We start from the raw sequence: 20,458 nt of genomic DNA, 5'->3' as shown, positions 1-20,458 counted from the left end.
AACCACGAACACAATGTCCAAGTAGGATGCAGGCGCAACTGTCGATAACCAACGGGGGATCCGATGTTCGAGCACCGTCATGACAGAGCCAGCCGCCGGCCGCGCTGCCGAGCAGGATGAGCACGGCTCGCGCGATCGACAACCATCGTCGCGCCATCACATGACCGCCGCCACCCCGGCCGCGTTCGGAAGATCGGACATATTTGCGGATCGGTGGACAGGCAACCGCATTCGGGGAAACGACGGGGGAGTTCCACCGTGCGATTCAACCTTCTCGGACCAATGGAAATAATCGCTGACGACGGCCGCAGGTGCGCACTGACAGCCTCGAAGCTGGCCCAGGTTCTCGCCCTGCTGCTGCTGAAGTCGAATGAGATAACCGGCATCGATCTGCTGGTGCAGGAATTGTGGGGCGACGAGCCGCCGAAGAGCGCACTCACCACATTGCAGACATATGTTTACCACGCTCGGCGGATGTTCGTCCGCGAGGGCCTCATCCCGAAATCACGCGTCCTCCTGCTCACTCGCCCTCGGGGCTACGCGATCGAGGTGGAGCCCGACGAGGTCGACATCAAGGTCTTCGAACGCCTGGTCAAACAGGGACGCGCGGAGCTCGACGACGGGCACGCCGAGCAGGCCGCGGCGCGACTGCGCGAGGCACTCGATCTGTGGCGCGGCCCGGCCCTGGCCAGCATCACGATCGGCAACGTCCTGCAGGCCCACGTCACGCACCTCGACGAGCTGCGGATCCGGGCCATCGAGCTGCGCATCGAGGCCGAGAAACGCCTCGGCCGGCACCGCGAGCTGCTGCCCGAGCTGCGGTCCCTCGTGGTGGCGTACCCGTTGAACGAGTGGTTCCACGGCCAGCTCATCACCGCGCTGTACCGATCCGGCCGGCGGGCCGAGGCGCTGCAGGCCTACCAGGATCTGCGCCGCATCCTCCGCGACGAGCTCGGCATCGAGCCGGCGGCGGAGGTCCAGCGGCTCCAGCAAGAGGTGCTCAACCCACGGGTGGACAACCGGGCCGGCCCGGTGAACCGGTTTGCCACACAGCTGGACGTCGCGCCGCGACGTCAGGCGCACGTCCTGTGACCTTCGCGGGCCGGGTCTCCCGGCCCGCGAAGGCAGGTCGGAAAGGCCGGGCAACAAGGCCAGCAGGAAGACCAGGCAGGAAGGCCAGGCAAGACGGCCAGGCAAGACGGCCAGGCAGTAGGGCCAGGCAGGAGCGCAGGCCGGGCGCGGGAACGCCGGCGAAGGCAGGTCGTTCCCGCGCCCGGCGCCTTGACCTCAAGTCAGGTTGGGGTTGCAGGGTTGAACGGTCCGGCGGGACGCGCCGGGCCTTGAGTCCACGAGGGAGCACAATGTCTCAAGCGGTTGTCTTCTCCAGCTTCGGCGGCCCCGATGTCCTGGAGATCGTCGACGTCGCCGAGCCGCACGCCGGCGCGGGCGACGTCCGGGTCCGGGTGAAGGCCGCCGGCGTCCAGCCCTTCGACACGATGGTGCGCCGCGGCGACGCGCAGGGGTTCGTCGAGGTCACCTTCCCGCAGACCACCGGCAACGAGCTGGCCGGGGTGATCGACGAGGTCGGCGACGGCGTGACCGGCTTCGCCGTCGGCGACGAGGTCATCGGTTTCACCACCATGGACGCGGTCGCCGAGTTCGTGACGATCAGCGCCGACCACATCATCATCAAGCCGGCCGGCATGCCGTGGGCCGAGGCCGGCGTGCTGTCGGTGTGCGGCCAGACCGCGCACATCGCTCTCAGCGAGCTCAAGGTCGGCGCCGGCGACACGGTGCTGGTCCACGGCGCGGCCGGCGGTGTGGGCACGATGGCCGTCCAGCTCGCCCGCGCCTGGGGGGCACAGGTCATCGGGACGGCCAGCGAGCGCAACCACGACTATCTGCGCGAGCTCGGCGCCACCCCGGTGGCGTATGGGCCGGGCCTGGTCGATCGGGTCCGCGCGCTCGCGCCGGAGGGTGTGGACGCGGCCTTCGACGCCGCCAGCCGCGACGCCATCGCGCCGTCGCTGGAGCTGGTCAAGGACAAGGAGCGCGTCGGCACGATCGGCGACTACCGCGGTGCCCAGCAGTTCGGTGTCCGCATGCTCGGCGGCACCCGCACCGCGGCCCGCCTGGCCGAGCTGGCCGAGCTGCACACCGAGGGCAAGCTGCGCATCCACCTCCAGGCGGCGTATCCGTTCGCCCAGGCCGCACAGGCCCATCGGGACGTCGAGTCCGGGCACGTCCGCGGCAAGGTCGTGCTCGTCAACGAGTGACCCTCACCGGTGGGGGCCCGCCGAGCGGGCGCCCACCGGTCCACGACACCCACCCACCCCGGATAGCGATCGGTATCGTTGCGCAATGGTGCAGACCGCGGAGACCAGCAAGGAACTCACCGTCGGCGAGGTCGCGGCACGCAGCGGCGTCGCCGTGTCCGCCCTGCATTTCTACGAGTCCAAAGGCCTGATCAGCAGCCGCCGGACGGGCGGCAACCAGCGCCGTTATCACCGGGACACGCTGCGCCGGGTCGCGTTCATCCGGGTGTCGCAGCGTGTCGGCATCCCGCTCGACGCCATCCGCGACGCGTTGGCCACCCTGCCGGAGGGCCGCACACCGACCAGGGACGACTGGGCCCGGCTGTCGGCCACCTGGCGGCGCGAGCTGGACGACCGGATCGAGCAGTTGTTGCAGCTGCGTGACGATCTGACCGACTGCATCGGCTGCGGCTGCCTGTCCCTGCAGCGCTGCCGCCTGTCCAATCCGGGCGACATGCTCGCGGCGGAGGGCCCCGGCCCGCGCCGCCTCGTCTCCCGCCGCGTCACCCGGCCCCCGGCGGGCGGCGACCAGCGCACGACGCGACCGCCCGCGAGCAGCGACCAGCGCACGACGCGACCTGCCGCAGGCAACGACCAGCGCACAACGCGGCCTGCCGCGGGCTGCGACCAGCGCACGACACGGCCTGCCGCCGGCTGCGACCAGCGCACCCGCCCGCCGGCTGCGGCGAAGGCTGACGGGCAAGGCGTGGCGGGAACCGGCGGGCCGGACACGGCGAGGGCCGACGGGCAGGGGGCCGCCCGGCCCTCGGCGGAGGCTGTCGATCACCGGGCTTTCCGGCCGGAGTGGGTGTGCCCGTCGAGCCAGGCCGCCTGCGGGAACTGACGGTCCACGGCTGGACGACTTCTCCACCGGCATTCGAGTGCGCTGCGCCATCGTTGGCCCGGAGCTGACCGGATGAAGGGGTGGGGCTGTGCCTTCCGACGACCGACGAACGATCCTCGTACTTGGAGCGACCGGCAAGCAGGGCGGCTCCACCGCGCGCTATCTGCTGGACCGTGGCTGGCCGGTGCACGCCTTCGTGCGTGATCCGGGCAAGCCGGCGGCACAGGCGTTGCGGGAGCGCGGCGCCACCCTGGTCCAGGGTGACCTGGACGACGCCGGCTCCCTGCGCAAGGCCATGGCCGGGATGTATGGCTTGTTCAGCGTCCAGACCCCCCTCGGCGAGGGTGGAGTCCCCGGCGAGGAGCGTCACGGCAAGCTCGTCGCCGACATCGCCCATGAGACCGGGATCGAGCACATGGTGCACAGCTCGGTCGGTGGCGCCGAGCGGCCCGAGGGCGTGCACTGGCGCGAGTCCAAGTTGCGCATCGAGGAGCGCATCGGCGAGCACGACCTGCCGGTGACGTTCCTGCGCCCGGCGTACTTCATGGAGAACCTGAACACCGACATGTTCCCGCCGAAGATGGCCGGTGACCGGCTGGTCTACCGGCGGGGGCTGGCGCCCGGCGTCCCGCTGCAGATGATCGCGGCCAACGACATCGGTTACTTCGCCGCTGACGCCTTCGACGCTCCGGAGGAGTTCATCGGCGCCAAGGTCGAGCTGGCCGGCGACGAGCTCACCGGCGAGCAGATCGCCGAGGTGTTCCAGCGTCACACCGGCATTCCGACCAGCTTCGAGTCGATCTCGATGGAGGAGTTGAAGGAAACGAATCCGTGGCAGGCCACCGCCTACGACTGGCTGAACCGGATCGGTTACACAGCGGATCTGCCGACCTTGCGCAAGCAGTTCCCCGGGCTGCTCACCCTTGAGCAGTGGCTGGGCAGCACGGGCTGGAAGCCGCTGCCGGCCGAGTGAGGTGGGCGGGCAGCATCGGCTTGAAGCCACTGCCGGCCGAGTGAGGTGGCAGGGCAGCACCGGCTGGAAACCGCTGCCGGCCGAGTGAGGTGGGCGGGGCCCGCGGCGGGAAGCCGCAGGCCCCGCCTATCCCCCGCTGAGCAGCGCCTGCAGTTCGCCGACCGGCGGGGATCCGGAGAGCCGAGCACCGCCGTCGACCACGAAGGTCGGAACCGCCGTGATGTTCAGGTCGCGGGCTCGCCGCTCATCCGCCCGCACATCGTCGGCGTAATCGTCACCGGCGAGCACCCGGGCGACCTCGGCCCGGTCCAGTCCCGCCTCGGCCGCCAGGTCGGCCAGCACCAGGAGATCCGCCACGTCGACGTTCTCGGACAGGTGCGCCCGGAACAGGCGGTCGACCACCTCGGGCTGACGACCGCGGGCGGCGGCCAGGTGCGCCACCCGGTGCGCGTCGAACGAGTTGACCGGCCGCACCCCTGCCAGCGACAACTCCAGGCCTTCGTCCGCGCCGAGCCGCTCGATCCAGGCGAACATCTTCGGTACGGCGCCGGCCGGCATCCCACGGTCGGCCGACATGAGTTCGCCCAGGGTGCGGGACGGCTCACGTCCGTACGCGGGGCGCAGCTCGAAGCTTCGCCAGCGCACCTCGGCCGTTTCCCCGCCAGGGAGCCGGCTCAAAGCCGTCTCCAACCGGCGTTTACCGAGGTAGCACCACGGACACATGATGTCCGACCAGACCTCGACGAGCATCGGGCTCAGCGTCCACGCGTGGCAGTGCGCCGCATCCCGAGGATGAGGATCGCGGCGAGCAGGACGTGCATCACCGCGAGCGTGATCCGCTCGGTGACCGTGAAGCCGGGCATGTAGGGCAGGCTGACGGCCAGGACGACGAGCGCGATCACGGTCCAGATCGTGAGCCCCTTGGCGGTGATCCGTTCCAGCAGCGCCAGCAGCCCCCAGCCCGCCAGCACGGCCAGCACCGCGGTGATCACGACCGGGCCGATCTCCAGCGACACCCGTGCGCTGGATCCGGGCGCCTCCGGCACGGTCAGGTCGAGACCGAGCACCGGATCGGCGATGACATAGACCAGGATGGCGGCCAGCGCCGCACCGGTGGCCACCAGCGCTCGGGCCGCGACCCGCCGCGTACCGGTGCCCGCCGACTGCTCTGCAACCGTCATGTTTTCCCCCTAGCGATCGAGATGAGTCGCTAGGATCCTCCAACCTCAAGAGCGCTTGAGGTCAACCCGGTGAGCCCGGCCGGACATGTCATCGGCCTGATCGAGCGATGATGCCCGCGCCCCGTACGCTGTGAGCCGTTCCGGAACCATGACCTTGGACGGATGGCCCCGATGAAGAGCCCGTTACGCCCCGGCGATCCGCGGTCGCTGGGCGGCTACGAACTGCTCGCCCGGCTCGGCGAGGGCGGCATGGGCGCGGTGTTCCTCGGCCGTCGCGACGACGGCCTGCGGGTCGCGGTCAAGGTCATCAAGCCGGAGTACGCGCATGAGGAGGAGTTCCGCGGCCGGTTCCGCAGCGAGGTCCGGCGCGCGAGCGAGGTTCCGCCGTTCTGCACCGCCGCGGTCCTCGACGCCGACCCCGAGCACCGCACGCCGTACCTGGTGGTGGAGTTCGTCGACGGCCCGAGCCTGGACGAGGTGATCCAGCGCGACGGCCCGATGAGCGCCGGTCAGCTGCACAGTCTCGCCGTCGGGGTGGCCACCGCGCTGACCGCGATCCACGGCGCCGGGGTCATCCACCGTGACCTCAAGCCGCGCAACGTGCTGCTGGCCATGGGCGCCCCCAAGGTGATCGACTTCGGCATCGCGCGGGCCCTCGAGGTGACCAGCCAGCACACCCGCCCGGACGAGATGGTCGGCACTGTCGCCTACATGGCGCCGGAACGCTTCGACGGCATCGACCGGGAGATCACGCCGGCCGCCGACGTGTTCGCGTGGGGTGCCGTGATCGCGTACGCGGGGACCGGCCGCACCCCGTTCCGCGCGGATTCGCCGGGCGCCACGGCGGCCCGGATCCTGACCCAGCCGCCGGACCTGACCGGCCTGTCCGAGCCGCTCGCCGGTCTGGTGGCGCTCACGCTGGCCAAGGACCCGCAGGAGCGCCCGACCGCCCACGAGCTGCTCAACCTGCTGCTCGAGCAGCACACCGGCAGCCGGTCGCACACCCGCGGGGACACGCTCGACCCGCAGCTGCGCCAGGCCGCGGAGGCGGCGCAGCAGTCCGGGCGGTACGTCTCCGGCGGCCATCACCGCGGTGCGGAGGTGCCCCGCAAGCCCCGCCGCCGCGCCCGCACCATCATCGCCGTCACCGCGGTGGCCGCGGCGCTCATGGCGGTGGCCGGCCTCTACTCACGGGGCCTGCCCCAGCCGGAGCCGCTGCCACCGTCGCAGGCGGAGCAGTTGGTCCTGCCCGTGCAGCCGGCGATGCCGGTGCCCGGCGCGGTGCGCGGCCCCTGGGTCGTCGACGCGCTGAACCGCCCCGGCCAGTGGAAGAGCTTCACCGACGTCAACGACGGGCGCTGCTCGTTCGGCACCAGCGGGCTGGTCATGACGACACCCGAGGTGGGCATCGAGTGCCCGGGCACGACCGAGACGTTCGCCGGTGACCAGGCGATCCACCTGGACGTGACCGTCACCAGAGCGAAGTCCTGCGCCACCGTCGCGTTCCGCGCGGCCGGCGACGCAGCGTACTGGCTGGATCTCTGCTCGAGTCGCGTCCGGCTCCGGCATCAGGGCGCCGTGCAGACCACCACGCTCGGCGAGAAGGCCACCGACCTGTTCGCCGTCGGCAAGGTGCATGCGGTCGCGCTGACCGTGCTCGGCTCGCGCGCGAACGTCGCGATCGACGGATCCGCCCTGCTGAACGTCGAGCTGACCGACCCGAGCCTGCTCGCCGGCAAGGTGACCTTCGGGGTCACGCCGGAGAAGGACGGTCTCGACCCCGCTGCCGCGGTCGTCGCCCGTGCGGAGATCCGGCCGATCTCCTCCACGGCGGCGCCTTCGGCAACCGCGACCACCAAAGTCACCTTCTTCGACGTACGGCATGACTACGGCACGTCGACCGTCAAGGTGCACGCCTTCTCCCCGAAGTCGAAGTCCCTGGTCGTCGAGCCGGTCCTGTTCCTGTCGGGCGAGCAGTACTGCAAGACGTTCGCCGTCAAGCCCTCCTCGGACGCGCCGTGCGACCGCGAGTGGGTGACCGAGGACAGCCGGATGACAGTGACGTTGCCGACGTCGGCCGCCCCGAAGCTCACCGGCACGTTCGACGACCCGGAGCGCTGCGGCGGTGACCCGGTGACCGTCGGCACCTGCAAGATCGGCGCTGACCAGCTTGCCGAGCGGCTCAAAGGCGGCGGCCTGGCCCAGATCACCACGGCCGGCGGCGTCGTGACCGGCGTGGCCGAGGTCTATACACCGTGACAGCACGGGTTGACAGCGTTCGGGGTTGTCGCAAGATTGATCGACCCGGCGGTCAACCTTTCCGGCCCCCACCACGTCTTCTATATGTGCAACCATCGGCGGCACCCCCCTCGAATGCGAGAGCCATGATTCAGCGACGCAAGGTCATCATCGGCACGCTCGGTGTGGCCGCCACGGCCACGGCCGCCGGTTGTTCCGCCCACGCCTCGGCCGACTCCGGCGGCACCGTCTGGACCAACCCGGTGGCCGACAACCAGGCCGCGCCCGGCGCGTCCGCCCCGGTCGAGTCGGCGCCGGTCGTGCAGCTGACGGTGACGCCGGCCGACAAGGCCACCGGCGTCGCGCTGACCAAGCCGATCGTCGTGGCCGCCCAGTCCGGCACGCTGCAGTCGGTCACTGTCACCACCGGCAAGACGAAGGTCGCCGGCGCGCTGCAGTCCGACGGCACCTGGGCCTCGACCGGCGAGCTGGACTACAACAAGACGTACAAGGTGGTCGTGAAGGCCGCTGACAGCGCCGGCACGGCCTCCGAGCAGGCCTCGACGTTCACCACGATCAAGCCGAAGCAGATCGCCCGGATCACTTTCCAGGCCAACGGGCTGAACTCGTTGAAGTCCGGCGGGACGTATGGGGCGGGCCAGCCGGTCATCGTCGCGTTCAGCCACACCGTCGACAAGGAGCTGGCCGAGAAGGCCATCGAGATCACGACGTCGCCGAAGGTGGAGGGCAAGTTCCACTGGGTCAGCAACACCATCGTGCACTGGCGCCCGGCGAAGTACTGGACGGCCGGCAGCTCGATCAAGGTGAGCGTCGACGTCCTCGGCAAGGAGCTGGGCAAGGGCGTCTACGGTGACCGCAACGCCTCCGCCAGTTTCAAGATCGGCCGCCAGCTGATCGCGATCGCCGACAGCCGCACGCACATCACCAAGGTGATGATCGACGGCAAGGTCGTGCGCACCATGAAGAGCAGCTTCGGCATGGGCGGCACCACGAAGGGCGCGCAGGGTCAGGAGATCAACTTCTGGACCGCGGGCGGCCCGCACGTCGTGCTCTCCAAGGAGCTGTGGCACACGATGAACTCGTCGAGCTACGGCGTCACCGACCCGAACAACCCGTATTACTACGGTGACGACAAGGTGCAGTACTGCACCCGAATCTCGTACTCGGGCGAGTTCCTGCACGCCGCCCCGTGGAACCACCAGCTGGGCGTGGCGAACAAGTCGCACGGCTGCATCAACCTGAGCGTCGAGGACGCCAAGTGGGTGTATGAGAACTTCATGGTCGGCGACGTGGTCGACGTCAAGAACAGCCCGCGCACCCTCGGCCTCACCAACGGTCTCGGCGACTGGACCGTCTCCTTCGACAAGTACGGCAACTGACCCTCCCGATCCGAGCGCGACCGGGGTGGGCGTCCGCGCAGCGGCCCGTGCGCTCGTTCGGTAGCGGGCGCCCCGGGCAGCGGCCCGCGCGCTGTCCGGTAGCGGGCGCCCCGGGCAATGGCTTGCGCGCTCGGCCGGTGGCGTTCGCGACGAACGCGGTGCGAGCGCCGGTGGGGCCGTCGCTCTTTCCGGCTGGTTCTCACGGTCGTTATTCGTGCCTCATAACGACCGTGAGAACCAGCCGGGACCTCGTGCCAGCACCACCTCCTCAGCCCTCGCATCCCCCGCGATCGGGCACTTGTCGCGCCTCGGCCGCGCTCCGCGCCGAGCGGCGTCATCGGTCGAGCGGCGGAAGGCGTCACCGGTCGAGCGGCAAGATCAGCGGGCGCGGCGAGCAGCGCGACCAGCGGGCGCAGTGAGCAGCGAGCAGCGAGCAGCGGGCGCGACCAGCGGGCGCGACCAGCGGGCGCGGCAGGCGGCAGCGGCAGCGGCAGCGGCAGCGGCAGCGGCAGGATCAGTGGACGCGCCGAGCGGCGCGGCGGGCGCGATGAGCGGCGGGGTTCAGCGGACGCAGGGGGTCAGCGGGCGCGGCGGGGTCAGCGGGCGGTGAGCAGGGCGATCAGCCGCTCGGCGTAGGAGCGCCGTTCGTCCAGGCCGGCCGGCACCGTGGCCGGCGCCGCGTGGGCGAGCTGCCCGAACCCCAGGTAGGCGCTGACCGCCATCAACGCGCGCAGCCGCGCCTCGCCGGCCGTCATCCCCAGCTCCTCGAAGAGCCCGGCCGTGTACGCCACCCGCCGCTCGGTCACCCGGGCCAGCACCGGCGCCACGTGCGGATGGTCGGCGGTCGCGAGCATGGCCAGCTCGATCCCGTCGGCGTGCGGCGCGGTCGTCGACGCGATGACCGTCGTGATCAGCAGCCGGATCCGGGACATCGCGTCGGGCTGGGCCTCGATGAGGGTGATCACGGCATCGGTGTGATCGCGTTCCCAGCGGTGCAGGGCGGCCTCGATCAGCGCGTCCCGGTTCGCGAAGTGCCAGTAGAAGCTGCCCTTGGTCGCGCCGAGCCGGGCGGCGAGCGGCTCGACCGCGACCGCGGCGAGGCCACCGCGACCGATCGCTTCCAGGGCCGCCGCTGTCCAGTCGTCGGCACTGAGCCGCGTTGACGCCATGTCCATACGCTACAGTACGGAAAACATACGCCACCGTACGGAAGGCGGATCGCCGTGGAGAACGTGCACGAACGCCTCATCGCCGCCCCGGCAGCCGTCGTCGGGCAACTGCTCGACGGGCTGGGCCGGCCGGGTGATCGGCTCTGGCCGTCCCCGGCCTGGATGCCGATGCGCCTCGATCGTCCGCTCGGCCCGGGAGCCACAGGTGGCCACGGGCGGGTGCGCTATCACGTCACCGGTCACGAGCCGGGCCGCCGGGTGGAGTTCACCTTCGACGAGCGGATCGGCGTGTGCGGCACCCACGTCTTCGAGGTCGAGGCCCGCGGCGCCGAGGCGTGTGTGCTGCGGCACCGGATGGCGGTCAGCCTGCGCGGCTCGATGCGACCGGCCTGGGCGGCGATCGTGCGGACATGCCACGACACGCTGCTGGAGGAGCTGCTCGACAACGCCGAGCGGGCCGCTGCCGGCGCGGTGGTCCCGCCCGCCCGGCACCCGTTCCGGGCGCGGCTGATGACGAGGCTGAGCCGCCCGATCCGGGCCGTTCCGGTGCCCGCGCGGGCCGGGCTGCTGCATTCCGCCCTGCCCGGGCCGGATCTCGCCGACGCGTACACGGCCCGCGTGCACCCGGGCGCCGCCACCGACCCGCAGACCTGGGCGGACCGGGTCTTCCGCGATCCGCCCCGGGCCGTGGCCGCTCTGATGCGGTTGCGCAACACGCTGGTCACCCCGTTCGGCATCGAGCGCGGTGACCGTTCCGCCTTCGCCACCCTCGCCCGCACCGATCGTGAGGTGCTGCTCGGCACCGACGCGTCGCATCTGAACTTCCGCGCGAGTGTGCTGGCCGAGCCGGACGACGACGGGGTGACCGTCACCGTGTCCACGCACGCGACGGCGACCACCCGGGCCGGTCGCGTCTACCTGACCGTGGTGCGACTGTTCCACCCCGCGGTGGTCCGGTCGATGCTGCGGCGCGCGGTGGAGGCCGACCGCGGCGGGGCGGTCTCCCCGCGTACAGCGAAGGCTTGATCTGCCCGGCCGCCGGTCAGAGCGCCGGCAGCCGCAGGGTGAACGTCGTTCCGCCGCCGATGGCCGGGCCCGCGGCGATCGTCCCGTCGTGGGCCTCGACGATCGCCTTGGTGACGGCCAGGCCGAGACCCGTGCCCTTGATGCCGGCCTGGGTCGCGTTGCTGGCCCGGAAGAAGCGGCTGAACAGGTGGGGGTACTGCTCGGCCGGGATGCCGATGCCGGTGTCGCTGACCGCGACGACGACCGTGTCCCCGTCCCGGGAGGCGGTCACCGTGACCTCTCCCCCGTCGGGCGTGTACTTGATGGCGTTGGACATGATGTTGTCCAGCGCCTGACGCAGCCGGCGCCCGTCGGCGTGCAGCGCCAGCCCCGGTCCGACCCGCTGCACGACGGTCAGGTGCTTGGCGGCCGCACCGGGCGCGTGGTTCTCGATCACGTCGCGGATCAGCTCGTCACCGGCCAGCGCGCCCGGGTCGACGCTGATGTGCCCGGCGGCGAGCCGTGCCAGGTCCAGCAGGTCGTCGACGAGGCCCTGCAGGTGCAGGGTGGTCCGCTCGATGACGTCGGCGTAACGGCGCTCCCGATCACCGAGCCCCGTCGATTCCAGCAGCGTCTCGCTGTAGCCGCGGATCACGCCGATCGGGTTGCGCAGCTCATGGATGACGACCGCGGCCAGCTCGTCCTTCATCTCGTCCAGGCTGCGCAGCTGCTCGACCTGCCGGCGCTCCTGTTCGAGCAGCTCGTCCCGCTTGTCGGCGAGTTCGCGCCGCTCGGTTACGTCGGTGCTGAGCCCGTCGACGAAGAACCGGCCGTCCGACCAGCGCGCCCGGGCCCGCGTCCAGACCCAGCGGGTCACACCGTCGAAGCCGAGGATGCGGCATTCCAGCTCGGCCGCTTCGCCGTCGGCGAGCGCCTCCTGAAAGGCCACCATCAGGTCGGCGTCGTCCGGGTGCAGCCGCTCGATGAGCGTCGGGCTCGGCACGCCGTCGGGGACGACCCCGAACACGGTCGTGGTGTTGGGGCTGGCCCAGACGACCCGCGGCGGCTCCCCGCCGACCCCCTCGACGGTCCAGACGTAGTCGTTGACCTGCTCGACGACCCGGTTGAAGCTGCGCCGCGCCTCGGCCAGCGCCAGGGACATCTCCTCGGCCCAGCGACGTTCGAGGAAGTGCCCGAGGTGGGCGCCGACGGCATCGAACATGCCGGCGGTGTCCGAGTCGTACGGGAAGTCGACGTCGGTGTAGAAGGCGAGCACGCCGAGGGTACGACGGCCGGAGCGCACCGGCACACCGACCGCGACCCGCATCCCGACCTCGTGCAGCTCCCGGCGGCCCGGCGACACCATGTCCTCGGGCATGACCCCGGTGTGCCACCACACCTCGTTGTTGCGGTGCCAGACCAGCCCGGGCAGACCCTCCCCGCGTACGAAGGTCAGCGGCCGGTCGCTGCTGAACGTGGACAGATCCCGGTCACCGGTGGTGTGCGAGCTCAGCCGTTCGATTCGCCGCCGGTCCTCGGAGACCTGCCAGTACTCGCCGCAGAGCCAGCCCAGTTCGTCGGTGATGGCCTCGACCGCCCGGATCGCCGCGTCCTGCGCAGTGGTCGCGACGGAGAGCGCCTGGGCGACGGCGTGCCGGGCGCGGCGCAACTCCTCGGCCCGGTGCGCCTCGGTGATGTCGGCGACGACCGCGACGGCGCCGAGCTGCCGGCCGTCGGCGGTGTCGATCGGGCGGGCGTTGGTGACCAGGAAGCGCCGCTCGCCGTCGCGCCACAGCATCGCCTGCTCCCCGCGCACGATCTCGCCGGCCTGCGCGCGGCCCAGCGGCATCCGCTCGGGGCGACGCCGGCCGTCGGGGGTGTAGATGCCGTACTGCTCGGCCCACTCCTCGGTCGCCAGGTCGGCGGCGGCGTCCTTGCAGCCGAGCATCTCGCGCATGCTGCGGTTGAAGTAGGTGAGACGGCCCTGGTTGTCGCACGCGGCCACGCCGGTGTCGAGGCTGTCCAGCAACGCCTGCAGGAACGCGCTGTCCAGGGCGAACGCGTAGTAGACGACCTCGTCGACGAACTGCACGGTCATCTCCACCGGGAACTCCTGCCCGGAGCAGCCGGTCACGGTCACCGGGAGCGGCTGGTCAGCGATCTCCTGCAGGTCGCGGAACCGGTCCGGGAAGACCAGGCCGGCGAGCGGGCGGCCCAGCGTGTCGGTGGCGGGGTAGCCGAACATCCGCTCGGCGGCCGCGTTCCAGGCCAGGACGGTTCCGGAACGGTCGGTGGAGACGAACGCGTCGTGCGTGCCGTTCAGGATCGCCTCGGTCCGCTGCCGGGCGGCGGTCTCCCGGGCGCAGGCCAGCCGCAGCGCGACCTCGACCGACGCGGCCGCGGCCAGGTCGGCGAGGATGGCGGTCTCGTCGGCGGTCCAGTCGCGGCGGCGCGAGTCGACGACGCAGAACGAGCCGAGCACGCTGCCGTCCGGGGCGCAGAGCGGGTAGCCGGCGTACGCGATGGCCATCTCGCTGGCGATGTCGCGCAGTCGGTCGTCGAGGCGCGCGTCCGCGACGATCAGCGGGGCCTCGTCGTACACCACGAACTTGCAGTAGGACTGCCGTAGCGGGGTGTCGCCCGGCAGGTCCGGAAGACCGTGCTGGCTCACGAAGCACTGACGGTCGGCGTCGATCAGGGTGACCAGCGCCCCGCCGGCGTTCAGCAGGCGCGCGGCCAACGAGGTCAGCCGGTCCAGCGACGGCACCGGCGCCGCGTCGAGCAGGCCGGTGGCGTGCAGCGTCTGGAGACGCTGGTCGTTCACTCTGTGCGACATGTCGGGCACTATCGGTAGGGCCCTTGAGTGGTTGAGACGACCTGCACCGGCAACGCAACGAAGCCGGGTGCAAAAGCGTTGCGGCGCGGGCCGACCGGCCCGCGCCGCACCGGCTCAGTGAACTTCCGCGGCGTACAGGGCGGAGACCTCCGCGTCGGTCAGCGCCCGGCCGAAGGCGTGGACCTGATCGACGTTGCCGGACCAGTAGTCGGTCTTGTTGCCGGCGTACTTCGCCCGGCCCACCGACAGCGGCCCGGTGCTGACCACATCCGGCCCGGCGGTCGTGGTCGCGACCCGCTTGCCGTCGACGAACAGCCGGATCTCGCCGGTGGCGTGGTCACGGACCCCGGTCAGCTGGTACCAGTGGTTCAGCTCGGGCGTGACCGCGAGCCGCGCCCGGTTGCCGCCCGGCGTGCTGAACGCGAACGCGCCCTGCCCGTATTGCAGGTAGAACGGGTTCTCGGCCCGCCGGCCGTCCTGGCTGACCGCTGTCGCGTAGTTGCCCGGCACCTTGTCCAGCGTCACCCAGGCCGACACCGTGTAGTCCTTCGTGGTGTCGACGACCGGCGCGGCGGTGTCCGCGGAGTCGCCGTCACCGTCGAACTTCAGCGCCGAGCCGGACACGCCCGCCGTCCACGCGGTGTTGCCGGTCAGCGTGAGATCACTGGACCCGCCGGAATCGCGAGCCACGGTGCCGGTGCCCTCGTCCAGGCTCCAGTCGCCGTGGCCGGGCGGGGCCGGCTTGGCCTGCGCGGCGGCGCCGGCCGCGATGACGCGAAGGTTCACCGCCCGTACGGGAGCGGGATCGACCTTGATCTGCCGCCGGTCATAGGTCCACAGACCGTTGAGCTCGGTCTCCAGATCGGTGATCTGGGTGTAGACCGAACCGGACAGCTCGGCCCCGGCCGCCTCCAGGTAGAAGCGCTCGGTGTTGTCGACGTACTTGGCGGTCAGCGCGGCCTTGTCGGCGACCCCGCTGTAGATCACCGCGGGCGTGCCCGGCCACATGTGCCCGGGGGTGCGCAGGGTGAAGCCGCCGTGCTCGCCGTCCATCGCCATCCGCGTCGCGTCGGGGTAGGCGGGGTCGGTGTTGTTGTAGTCGTGGTGATCGATGACGTCGCCCTTGCCGGAGTCGCCCTTCGACGCGCAGCAGTTCACGCCGCTGTGCGCGTTCACGATCCGGGACGGGTCGGCGGCCCTGACCTGCTCGGCGATCTGGCCGGTCGCGGTGCGGTCCCACTCGCCCCAGCCCTCGTTGAACACCACCCAGCCGATCACGGAGGGGCTGTTGTGCAGCTGGCTCATCATCTCGCGACCCTGGTCGTACCAGGCCCGCTGACCGGCGGTGCCGGTGATGTCGGCCGACACGAAGTCCTGCCAGACGAGCAGACCGAGCTCGTCGGCATGCTTGTACCAGCGCGCCGGCTCGACCTTGATGTGCTTGCGGACCGCGTTGAAGCCGAGCTTCTTCGTCTCCACCAGGTCGAACTTCAGCGCGTCGTCGCTCGGCGCGGTGTAGAGCCCGTCCGGGAAGAAGCCCTGATCCAGGGTGGCCAGGGAGAAGACCGGTTTGCCGTTCAACGTCAACTTCGGAAAGCCACCGATTTGCTGTACGGCGACCGAGCGCATCCCGAAGTAGCTGCCCACCCGATCGCGGCCGAGCGTGACGTCCAGGTCGTACAGATAGGGATCGTCCGTCGTCCACAGGTGCGGCTTGGCGATCGGCAGGCTCAGTTGCGCCCCGGCGAGGCCGGTGACCGTACCGACCTTGCGGCCCTTGGCGTCCTTTGCGACCGCCGTGACCGTGGTGCCGGCCTTCGCGGACGCCGACGTGACGGTCAGCTTCAGCGAGTTGGTGGCCAGGTCCGGAGTGGTCACGATGGTGTCGATGCTCGCGGCGGCGACCGGCTCCAGCCACACGGTCTGCCAGATGCCCGACGACGGGGTGTAGACGATGCCGCCCGGGTTCAGCGACTGCTTGCCCTTCGGCTGGTCCGGCCCGGTCACGTCGGTGACCTCGACCAGGATCTCCTGCTGGCCACGGCCGCGCAGCGCGTCGGTGATGTCCGCGGTGAACGCCGTGTAGCCGCCGGTGTGCTCGGTGACCAGGCTGCCGTTGACGTACACCTTGGCCTGGTAGTCGACCGCCCCGAAGTTGAGCTTGACCCGCTCCCTCCAGCCCTTCGGGATGGTCACCAGCTTGCGGTAGAACATGTGCGACTCGCGCCGCTCGATGCCGGACAGTTGCGACTCGACCGGGAACGGCACGATGATCCGCTCCCGCAACTTCCTGCCGAAGACCGGCTGCTCGGTCGCTGTGGCGCCGGCGAACTCCCACGGGCCGTTCAGGTTGAGCCAGTCGCGGCGGGTGAGCTGCGGACGCGGGTACTCCGGCAGCGGGTGCTGCTCGTTCAGCTTGTCGCCCCACACCGTGGTCAGGCGGTGCGTGGAGTTGTTGATCGCGGAACGGACCAGTTGCGGCACCGTCTCGCCGCCGACGACCAGGCCGCCCGTGCCGTCGTAGGTGACGCGCACCTTCTGCCCGGCCTGGATCGGCTCGGCCAGGGTGACGGTCAGCTGCTTCTTCCCGGTCTTCCTGATCGACGAGATCGGCATCGGCGTGGTGTCGGCCTCGATCTTCAGGTGTGCGGCGGTCTGCGCGATCGCGTCGACCGTCGCGTCGAAGTCGGCGACCAGCTTGCGGCCGTCAGCCCCGACGGTCAGCGCGACCGGGAAGACCTGGAAGCCGTCCGGCGGGGTGAAAGCGCTCTCCGGCACGAGCTGCTTCGACAGCCCGGCGCCCGACCAGCGCAGGAAGAGGTTCGCCCCGCCGACATCCTGGAACATTTCGATGCGTACGTCGTGAGCCTCCCCGGCGACCAGATGCACTGCCGCGCTGGTCTGCTCGACGTCCCAGTCACCGACCCAGTGGTCGATCACCGGCTGCCCGTCCAGGAAGAACCGGAACCCGTTGTCGCCGATCATGAAGAACGTGTAGTCCCCGGTCGCCGGGGCGGTCAGCTTGCCGGTCCAGCGGGCCGTCGTGTGCTCGGTGCGGCCGAGCAACGACTGGAAGGTGCCGGTCAGATCGGACAGGTCGATGTTCGGGTCGAGCGAGACCCCGCCCAGCTGGGCGAAGTCGCGGGCGCCCGGGGCGGACATCGCGTAGTACTCGCCCTTGAGGCCGTGCACCGTGACGGCAGCGTTCGCGCCGGTCGGCACGGCGGTGAACGAGAGAGTCAAGAGGACGGCCAGGAGCAGCGCTCTCCACGGCGATCGTGGCATCGAGTGTTTCCCTTCGCCTGACGACGTAACACGTTCACATTGAGCCAGTTACATGTGTGATGTCAACGAAAAGAAACAGGAACCAACGTGTTCGCAAGATTTTCCCGGATCGACCCAACGGAGGGGGTAGCCCGGCCGCCCCCTCCGCGATCGCCACTCTCAGGAGCAGAAGGTCTCGAACGCCTTGTCGTACGCCTTCTGGTAGCCGACGTCGTAGCCCCGCTGATAATCCGCCTCCTGCTGAGCCTGGTCATTCGCGAAACCCTGCCCGCTGTGCAGGCTCAGACCAGCGTCGTCGTTCACTTTCTTGCAGGCGGCCTCCCCCGCTTCCCCGCCGTCCTTGATCCCGTCCCGATAACCCTGCTGATACTCTTTTCCGCCGACCTGCGCGACGTGCGCCGAAATGGTCACCGCACCCGCGTCAGCGGCCATTGCCGAGGCCGCGCTCAGCCCCTGGACCAGCCCTAACGACCCGACGACCAGCGCGCCACCGAGCACCGCGCTCCACTTTCGAGTTTTCATCGAAGCTCCCTTTCATCGAAATGGGAACGCCCGGAACAATCTGACGAATACAATGGCGAGCGCCCGGCTCAAAATGTACGCCGCGCTTACCCTTCCGTCCGCCGATCGCCTTTCTCCGGCACCTTCGGTCAAGGTCCTCACACGATCATCCAGCGGGCTCCGGTCGACGCCGGCGCACCGGGACCGGACACCGCCGGGTGGCACTCACTGTCGATCGTGGCGTTGCCGCACGAGCAGTGCGCCCGGCCTCTCCGCGAAACTCGTCGGCGGCGGTTCGCTGTTCGCCTTCGACCGCGCCACGAGCGGCAAAGTCCTCCTGGTGCATCGCGAGAGCGACGGGAACCTGCACGCCTACCTGGGTGACTCGACCGCTGGACTGGTTCACCGCCCCCCGGCGCTACCGGCCGGTTCGCCGCCGAGGTGTCCGGCTGGGCGCCGGAACTGGCCGCACTGATCACCGAGAGCGACACCGAGCCGGTCCACCGCCCGCACTTCGGGCTGCCGATCGATCATCGCTGGCCCCGCGTGCCGGGCGTGACCCTGCTCGGCGACGCCGCGCACCTGCAGCCCCCGAACGGCGAGGGCGCGAACCTCGCCATGCAGGACGGCGCCGAGCTCGGCACGGCCCTCGCCGCGCATCCGGAGGACACCGAGGCGGCGCTCGCCGCCTACGAGCAGGCGATGTTCGCCCGCAGCGCCGACCTCGCCACCGACGGCATCACGATGAACCGCATCCTGCTCGGCGACAACGCGGCCGGCAAGCTGATCGCCGTCCTCACCGGAGGCTAGGGGACGATGGACGCCGATGGTCAGGGGCCGGTGTTAGCATGCCCGGTGCGGGTCGAGAGGCGCTGCGACGGATGATCATCCGCCACGCTCGGCCCGGCCCGACCCCGGTCGCAAGGGCGCCTCCCACCCGGGAGGACTACTCGTGGCATCAGATCTGACCGCATTCATCGCCGGGCTGCCCAAGGTGGAGTTGCACGTCCACCACGTCGGGTCGGCGACACCGCAGACCGTGGCCCGGCTGGCCGAGCGGCACGCCGGAACCACCTCCGTGCCGGCCGATCCGGAACTGCTGGCGGAGTTCTTCACGTTCACCGACTTCGCGCACTTCGTCGAGGTCTACCTGTCGGTGGTGGACCTGATCCGGGACGCCGAGGACGTCGCGACGCTCACCTACGACATCGGGGCGGGGCTGGCCGCGCAGGCGGTGCGGTACGCCGAGGTGACCCTCACCCCGTACTCCTCCGTCACTCGCGGCATCCCGGCCGAGGCGTACTGCGAGGCGGTCGAGGACGCGCGGCTGCGGGCCGAGCGGGACCACGGCATCCAGCTGCGCTGGTGCTTCGACATCCCGGGCGAGCCGACGATGAACTCGGCCGACGTGACGCTCGGCGTGGCCCTGGACCAGCGGCCGGCCGGGCTGATCAGTTTCGGGCTGGGCGGGCCCGAGGCCGGCATCCCGCGGGAGCGTTACGCCGCGCACTTCGCCGCCGCCCGGGCCGCCGGGCTGCGCAGTGTGCCGCACGCCGGCGAGTCGACCGGCCCGCAGACGATCTGGGACGCGCTACGCCACCTCGGCGCCGAACGCATCGGCCACGGCATCGCCGCCGCCCGCGACCCCGAGCTGATGGCCCACCTGCGCGACCACGACATCGCGCTGGAGGTGTGCCCGACCTCCAACGTGCGTACGCGCTCGGTGCCGTCGCTGGCCGAGCACCCGCTGCCGGCGCTGGTGGCGGCCGGCGTCCCGGTCACCATCAACTCCGACGACCCGCCGATGTTCTCGACCACCCTCAACCGGGAGTACGAGGTGGCGGCAGGCCTGCTCCGGCTCGACGCCCCGGGTGTCGCCGAGCTGGCCCGGCAGGCGGTCCGCTACTCGTTCCTGGACGACCACGGCAAAGCCGCGATCCTGACCGAGATCGACGACTACGTGACCGCCTCACGCTCAGAAGTGGGCGAACCGGGCGCCCCCGTCGATGTGGAGGATCGAACCGGTCATTGACGGGTTGGTGGCGGCCAGCACGACCGCGTCGGCGATCTCGTCGGCGGTGGAGACCCGGCCGACGGGCAGGACCTTCGCGGCGGAGGCGAACCACGCGGTCCGGTCCGGCTCGGCGAGGCCGTTCCACCAGGGAGTGTCGACCAGCCCCGGCGACACCGCGTTGATCCGGCGCGGCGCCAGCTCGACCGCGAGGGGCCGGACCAGGGACTCGACGGCGGCGTTGAGCGAGCCGATCCCGGCCGTCCCGGGCATGGCGGCGTGCGCGCTGATCGCGCCGACGAGCGTGATCGAGGCGCGTTCGGCCAGGTGCGGCAGGACGGCCTGCAGGACGGTCAGGGTCGGCCAGAACTTCCCCTCGAACGCGCGGCGCAGCGACGCCAGGTCCAGCTCGGCGAACGCACCGGCGCCCTCCGCGCCGGACAGGGTGACGACCAGGGTGTCCAGTGGCGCGAGCCCGGCGGCGAGGCGCGCCACGGCTGCGGCGTCGTTGCCGTCGGCCTGGTGCGCTTCGAGTTCGGGCGCGTCGGTGAGCTTGGTGGTGTCGCGGCTGGCGACGTGGACGGTGTTGCCCGCGGCGGCCAGGCGGCGGGCGGTGGCGAGGCCGACGCCCGAGGTGCCGCCGACGACGAGGATGCGCTTCGACATGACGATGCTCCTGACAAACGAGACGGTGCGGTTC

General features: G+C 70.8%; 15 protein-coding genes and 1 pseudogene. 9 read left to right on the top strand and 7 right to left on the bottom strand.

Going from position 1 to position 20,458, the window contains the following annotated elements:
• Positions 1-258 precede the first annotated feature (258 nt).
• From Acy02nite_RS38510 to Acy02nite_RS38495, 4 genes and pseudogenes are all read left to right on the top strand, one after another.
• Entirely contained in the window at positions 259-1,092 is an 834-nt protein-coding gene (locus Acy02nite_RS38510) for an AfsR/SARP family transcriptional regulator (protein WP_203752893.1), read from the top strand.
• A 269-nt stretch (positions 1,093-1,361) separates the two neighbouring features.
• Positions 1,362-2,276 carry an NADP-dependent oxidoreductase gene (locus Acy02nite_RS38505; RefSeq protein ID WP_203752891.1) on the top strand — a complete coding sequence of 305 codons (915 nt, stop codon included), beginning with the start codon at positions 1,362-1,364 and terminating at the stop codon, positions 2,274-2,276.
• 85 nt (positions 2,277-2,361) lie between these two features.
• Positions 2,362-2,811: pseudogene (gene soxR, locus Acy02nite_RS46825) on the top strand (redox-sensitive transcriptional activator SoxR); the annotation flags it as partial.
• Between the two features lie 436 nt (positions 2,812-3,247).
• Positions 3,248-4,132 carry an NmrA/HSCARG family protein gene (locus tag Acy02nite_RS38495; protein ID WP_239175595.1) on the top strand — a complete coding sequence of 295 codons (885 nt, stop codon included), beginning with the start codon at positions 3,248-3,250 and terminating at the stop codon, positions 4,130-4,132.
• A 126-nt stretch (positions 4,133-4,258) separates the two neighbouring features.
• Here Acy02nite_RS38495 and Acy02nite_RS38490 read toward each other — a convergent pair whose 3' ends face one another.
• Both Acy02nite_RS38490 and Acy02nite_RS46820 read right to left on the bottom strand, forming a co-directional pair.
• Complete coding sequence (locus Acy02nite_RS38490; RefSeq protein WP_203752888.1) at positions 4,259-4,882, bottom strand: DsbA family oxidoreductase; 624 nt, start codon at positions 4,880-4,882, stop codon at positions 4,259-4,261.
• A gap of 5 nt (positions 4,883-4,887) precedes the next feature.
• Positions 4,888-5,313, bottom strand: coding sequence for a DUF6069 family protein (locus Acy02nite_RS46820; RefSeq protein WP_239175593.1), 426 nt, complete (start codon positions 5,311-5,313; stop codon positions 4,888-4,890).
• Positions 5,314-5,484: 171 nt separating this feature from the next.
• On the opposite strand from Acy02nite_RS46820, the gene Acy02nite_RS38480 reads away from it, so the two are divergent.
• Both Acy02nite_RS38480 and Acy02nite_RS38475 read left to right on the top strand, forming a co-directional pair.
• Positions 5,485-7,572, top strand: coding sequence for a serine/threonine protein kinase (locus Acy02nite_RS38480; RefSeq protein WP_203752885.1), 2,088 nt, complete (start codon positions 5,485-5,487; stop codon positions 7,570-7,572).
• Positions 7,573-7,697: 125 nt separating this feature from the next.
• Positions 7,698-8,951 carry a L,D-transpeptidase gene (locus Acy02nite_RS38475; protein WP_203752882.1) on the top strand — a complete coding sequence of 418 codons (1,254 nt, stop codon included), beginning with the start codon at positions 7,698-7,700 and terminating at the stop codon, positions 8,949-8,951.
• Positions 8,952-9,547: 596 nt separating this feature from the next.
• Here Acy02nite_RS38475 and Acy02nite_RS38470 read toward each other — a convergent pair.
• Positions 9,548-10,120: a TetR/AcrR family transcriptional regulator gene (locus Acy02nite_RS38470; RefSeq protein ID WP_239175591.1), complete on the bottom strand. Its 573-nt coding sequence runs from the start codon at positions 10,118-10,120 to the stop codon at positions 9,548-9,550.
• A gap of 54 nt (positions 10,121-10,174) precedes the next feature.
• On the opposite strand from Acy02nite_RS38470, the gene Acy02nite_RS38465 reads away from it, so the two are divergent.
• Positions 10,175-11,146, top strand: coding sequence for a DUF2867 domain-containing protein (locus Acy02nite_RS38465; protein WP_203752876.1), 972 nt, complete (start codon positions 10,175-10,177; stop codon positions 11,144-11,146).
• 16 nt (positions 11,147-11,162) lie between these two features.
• Here the strand turns inward: Acy02nite_RS38465 and Acy02nite_RS38460 are convergent, their stop codons facing one another.
• The 3 genes from Acy02nite_RS38460 to Acy02nite_RS38450 form a co-directional block, all read right to left on the bottom strand.
• On the bottom strand, positions 11,163-13,961 hold the full coding sequence (locus Acy02nite_RS38460) for a PAS domain-containing sensor histidine kinase (RefSeq protein ID WP_203752874.1): 2,799 nt from the start codon (positions 13,959-13,961) through the stop codon (positions 11,163-11,165).
• A gap of 114 nt (positions 13,962-14,075) precedes the next feature.
• The gene (locus Acy02nite_RS38455) at positions 14,076-17,246 is read right to left on the bottom strand and encodes a LamG-like jellyroll fold domain-containing protein (RefSeq protein WP_203752873.1); all 3,171 of its coding nucleotides are present in this window, start codon (positions 17,244-17,246) and stop codon (positions 14,076-14,078) included.
• A gap of 159 nt (positions 17,247-17,405) precedes the next feature.
• Entirely contained in the window at positions 17,406-17,768 is a 363-nt protein-coding gene (locus tag Acy02nite_RS38450; RefSeq protein ID WP_203752872.1) for a hypothetical protein, read from the bottom strand.
• Positions 17,769-18,188: 420 nt separating this feature from the next.
• On the opposite strand from Acy02nite_RS38450, the gene Acy02nite_RS38445 reads away from it, so the two are divergent.
• Both Acy02nite_RS38445 and Acy02nite_RS38440 read left to right on the top strand, forming a co-directional pair.
• A complete protein-coding gene (locus Acy02nite_RS38445) occupies positions 18,189-18,557 on the top strand; it encodes an FAD-dependent oxidoreductase (RefSeq protein ID WP_203752870.1) in 369 nt (122 codons plus the stop codon).
• Positions 18,558-18,699: 142 nt separating this feature from the next.
• On the top strand, positions 18,700-19,779 hold the full coding sequence (locus Acy02nite_RS38440; RefSeq protein ID WP_203752868.1) for an adenosine deaminase: 1,080 nt from the start codon (positions 18,700-18,702) through the stop codon (positions 19,777-19,779).
• On the opposite strand, the gene Acy02nite_RS38435 is transcribed toward Acy02nite_RS38440, so the two are convergent.
• On the bottom strand, positions 19,723-20,424 hold the full coding sequence (locus tag Acy02nite_RS38435; RefSeq protein ID WP_203752866.1) for an SDR family oxidoreductase: 702 nt from the start codon (positions 20,422-20,424) through the stop codon (positions 19,723-19,725). The genes Acy02nite_RS38440 and Acy02nite_RS38435 overlap by 57 nt on opposite strands.
• Between the last annotated feature and the right edge of the window lie 34 nt (positions 20,425-20,458).

Source organism: Actinoplanes cyaneus, assembly GCF_016862095.1.
Classification (GTDB): Bacteria; Actinomycetota; Actinomycetes; order Mycobacteriales; family Micromonosporaceae; genus Actinoplanes; species Actinoplanes cyaneus.
This window is presented reverse-complemented; position numbering and strand designations above follow the sequence as displayed.

Bases quoted from the DNA above. Each gene is read 5' to 3' on its own strand.
- Acy02nite_RS38435 (WP_203752866.1), bottom strand. From the start codon at position 20,424: ATGTCGAAGCGCATCCTCGTCGTCGGCGGCACCTCGGGCGTCGGCCTC.
- Acy02nite_RS38480 (WP_203752885.1), top strand. From the start codon at position 5,485: ATGAAGAGCCCGTTACGCCCCGGCGATCCGCGGTCGCTGGGCGGCTAC.
- Acy02nite_RS38475 (WP_203752882.1), top strand. From the start codon at position 7,698: ATGATTCAGCGACGCAAGGTCATCATCGGCACGCTCGGTGTGGCCGCC.
- Acy02nite_RS38490 (WP_203752888.1), bottom strand. From the start codon at position 4,882: ATGCTCGTCGAGGTCTGGTCGGACATCATGTGTCCGTGGTGCTACCTC.
- Acy02nite_RS38470 (WP_239175591.1), bottom strand. From the start codon at position 10,120: ATGGCGTCAACGCGGCTCAGTGCCGACGACTGGACAGCGGCGGCCCTG.
- Acy02nite_RS38505 (WP_203752891.1), top strand. From the start codon at position 1,362: ATGTCTCAAGCGGTTGTCTTCTCCAGCTTCGGCGGCCCCGATGTCCTG.
- Acy02nite_RS38450 (WP_203752872.1), bottom strand. From the start codon at position 17,768: ATGAAAACTCGAAAGTGGAGCGCGGTGCTCGGTGGCGCGCTGGTCGTC.
- Acy02nite_RS46820 (WP_239175593.1), bottom strand. From the start codon at position 5,313: ATGACGGTTGCAGAGCAGTCGGCGGGCACCGGTACGCGGCGGGTCGCG.
- Acy02nite_RS38460 (WP_203752874.1), bottom strand. From the start codon at position 13,961: ATGTCGCACAGAGTGAACGACCAGCGTCTCCAGACGCTGCACGCCACC.
- Acy02nite_RS38455 (WP_203752873.1), bottom strand. From the start codon at position 17,246: ATGCCACGATCGCCGTGGAGAGCGCTGCTCCTGGCCGTCCTCTTGACT.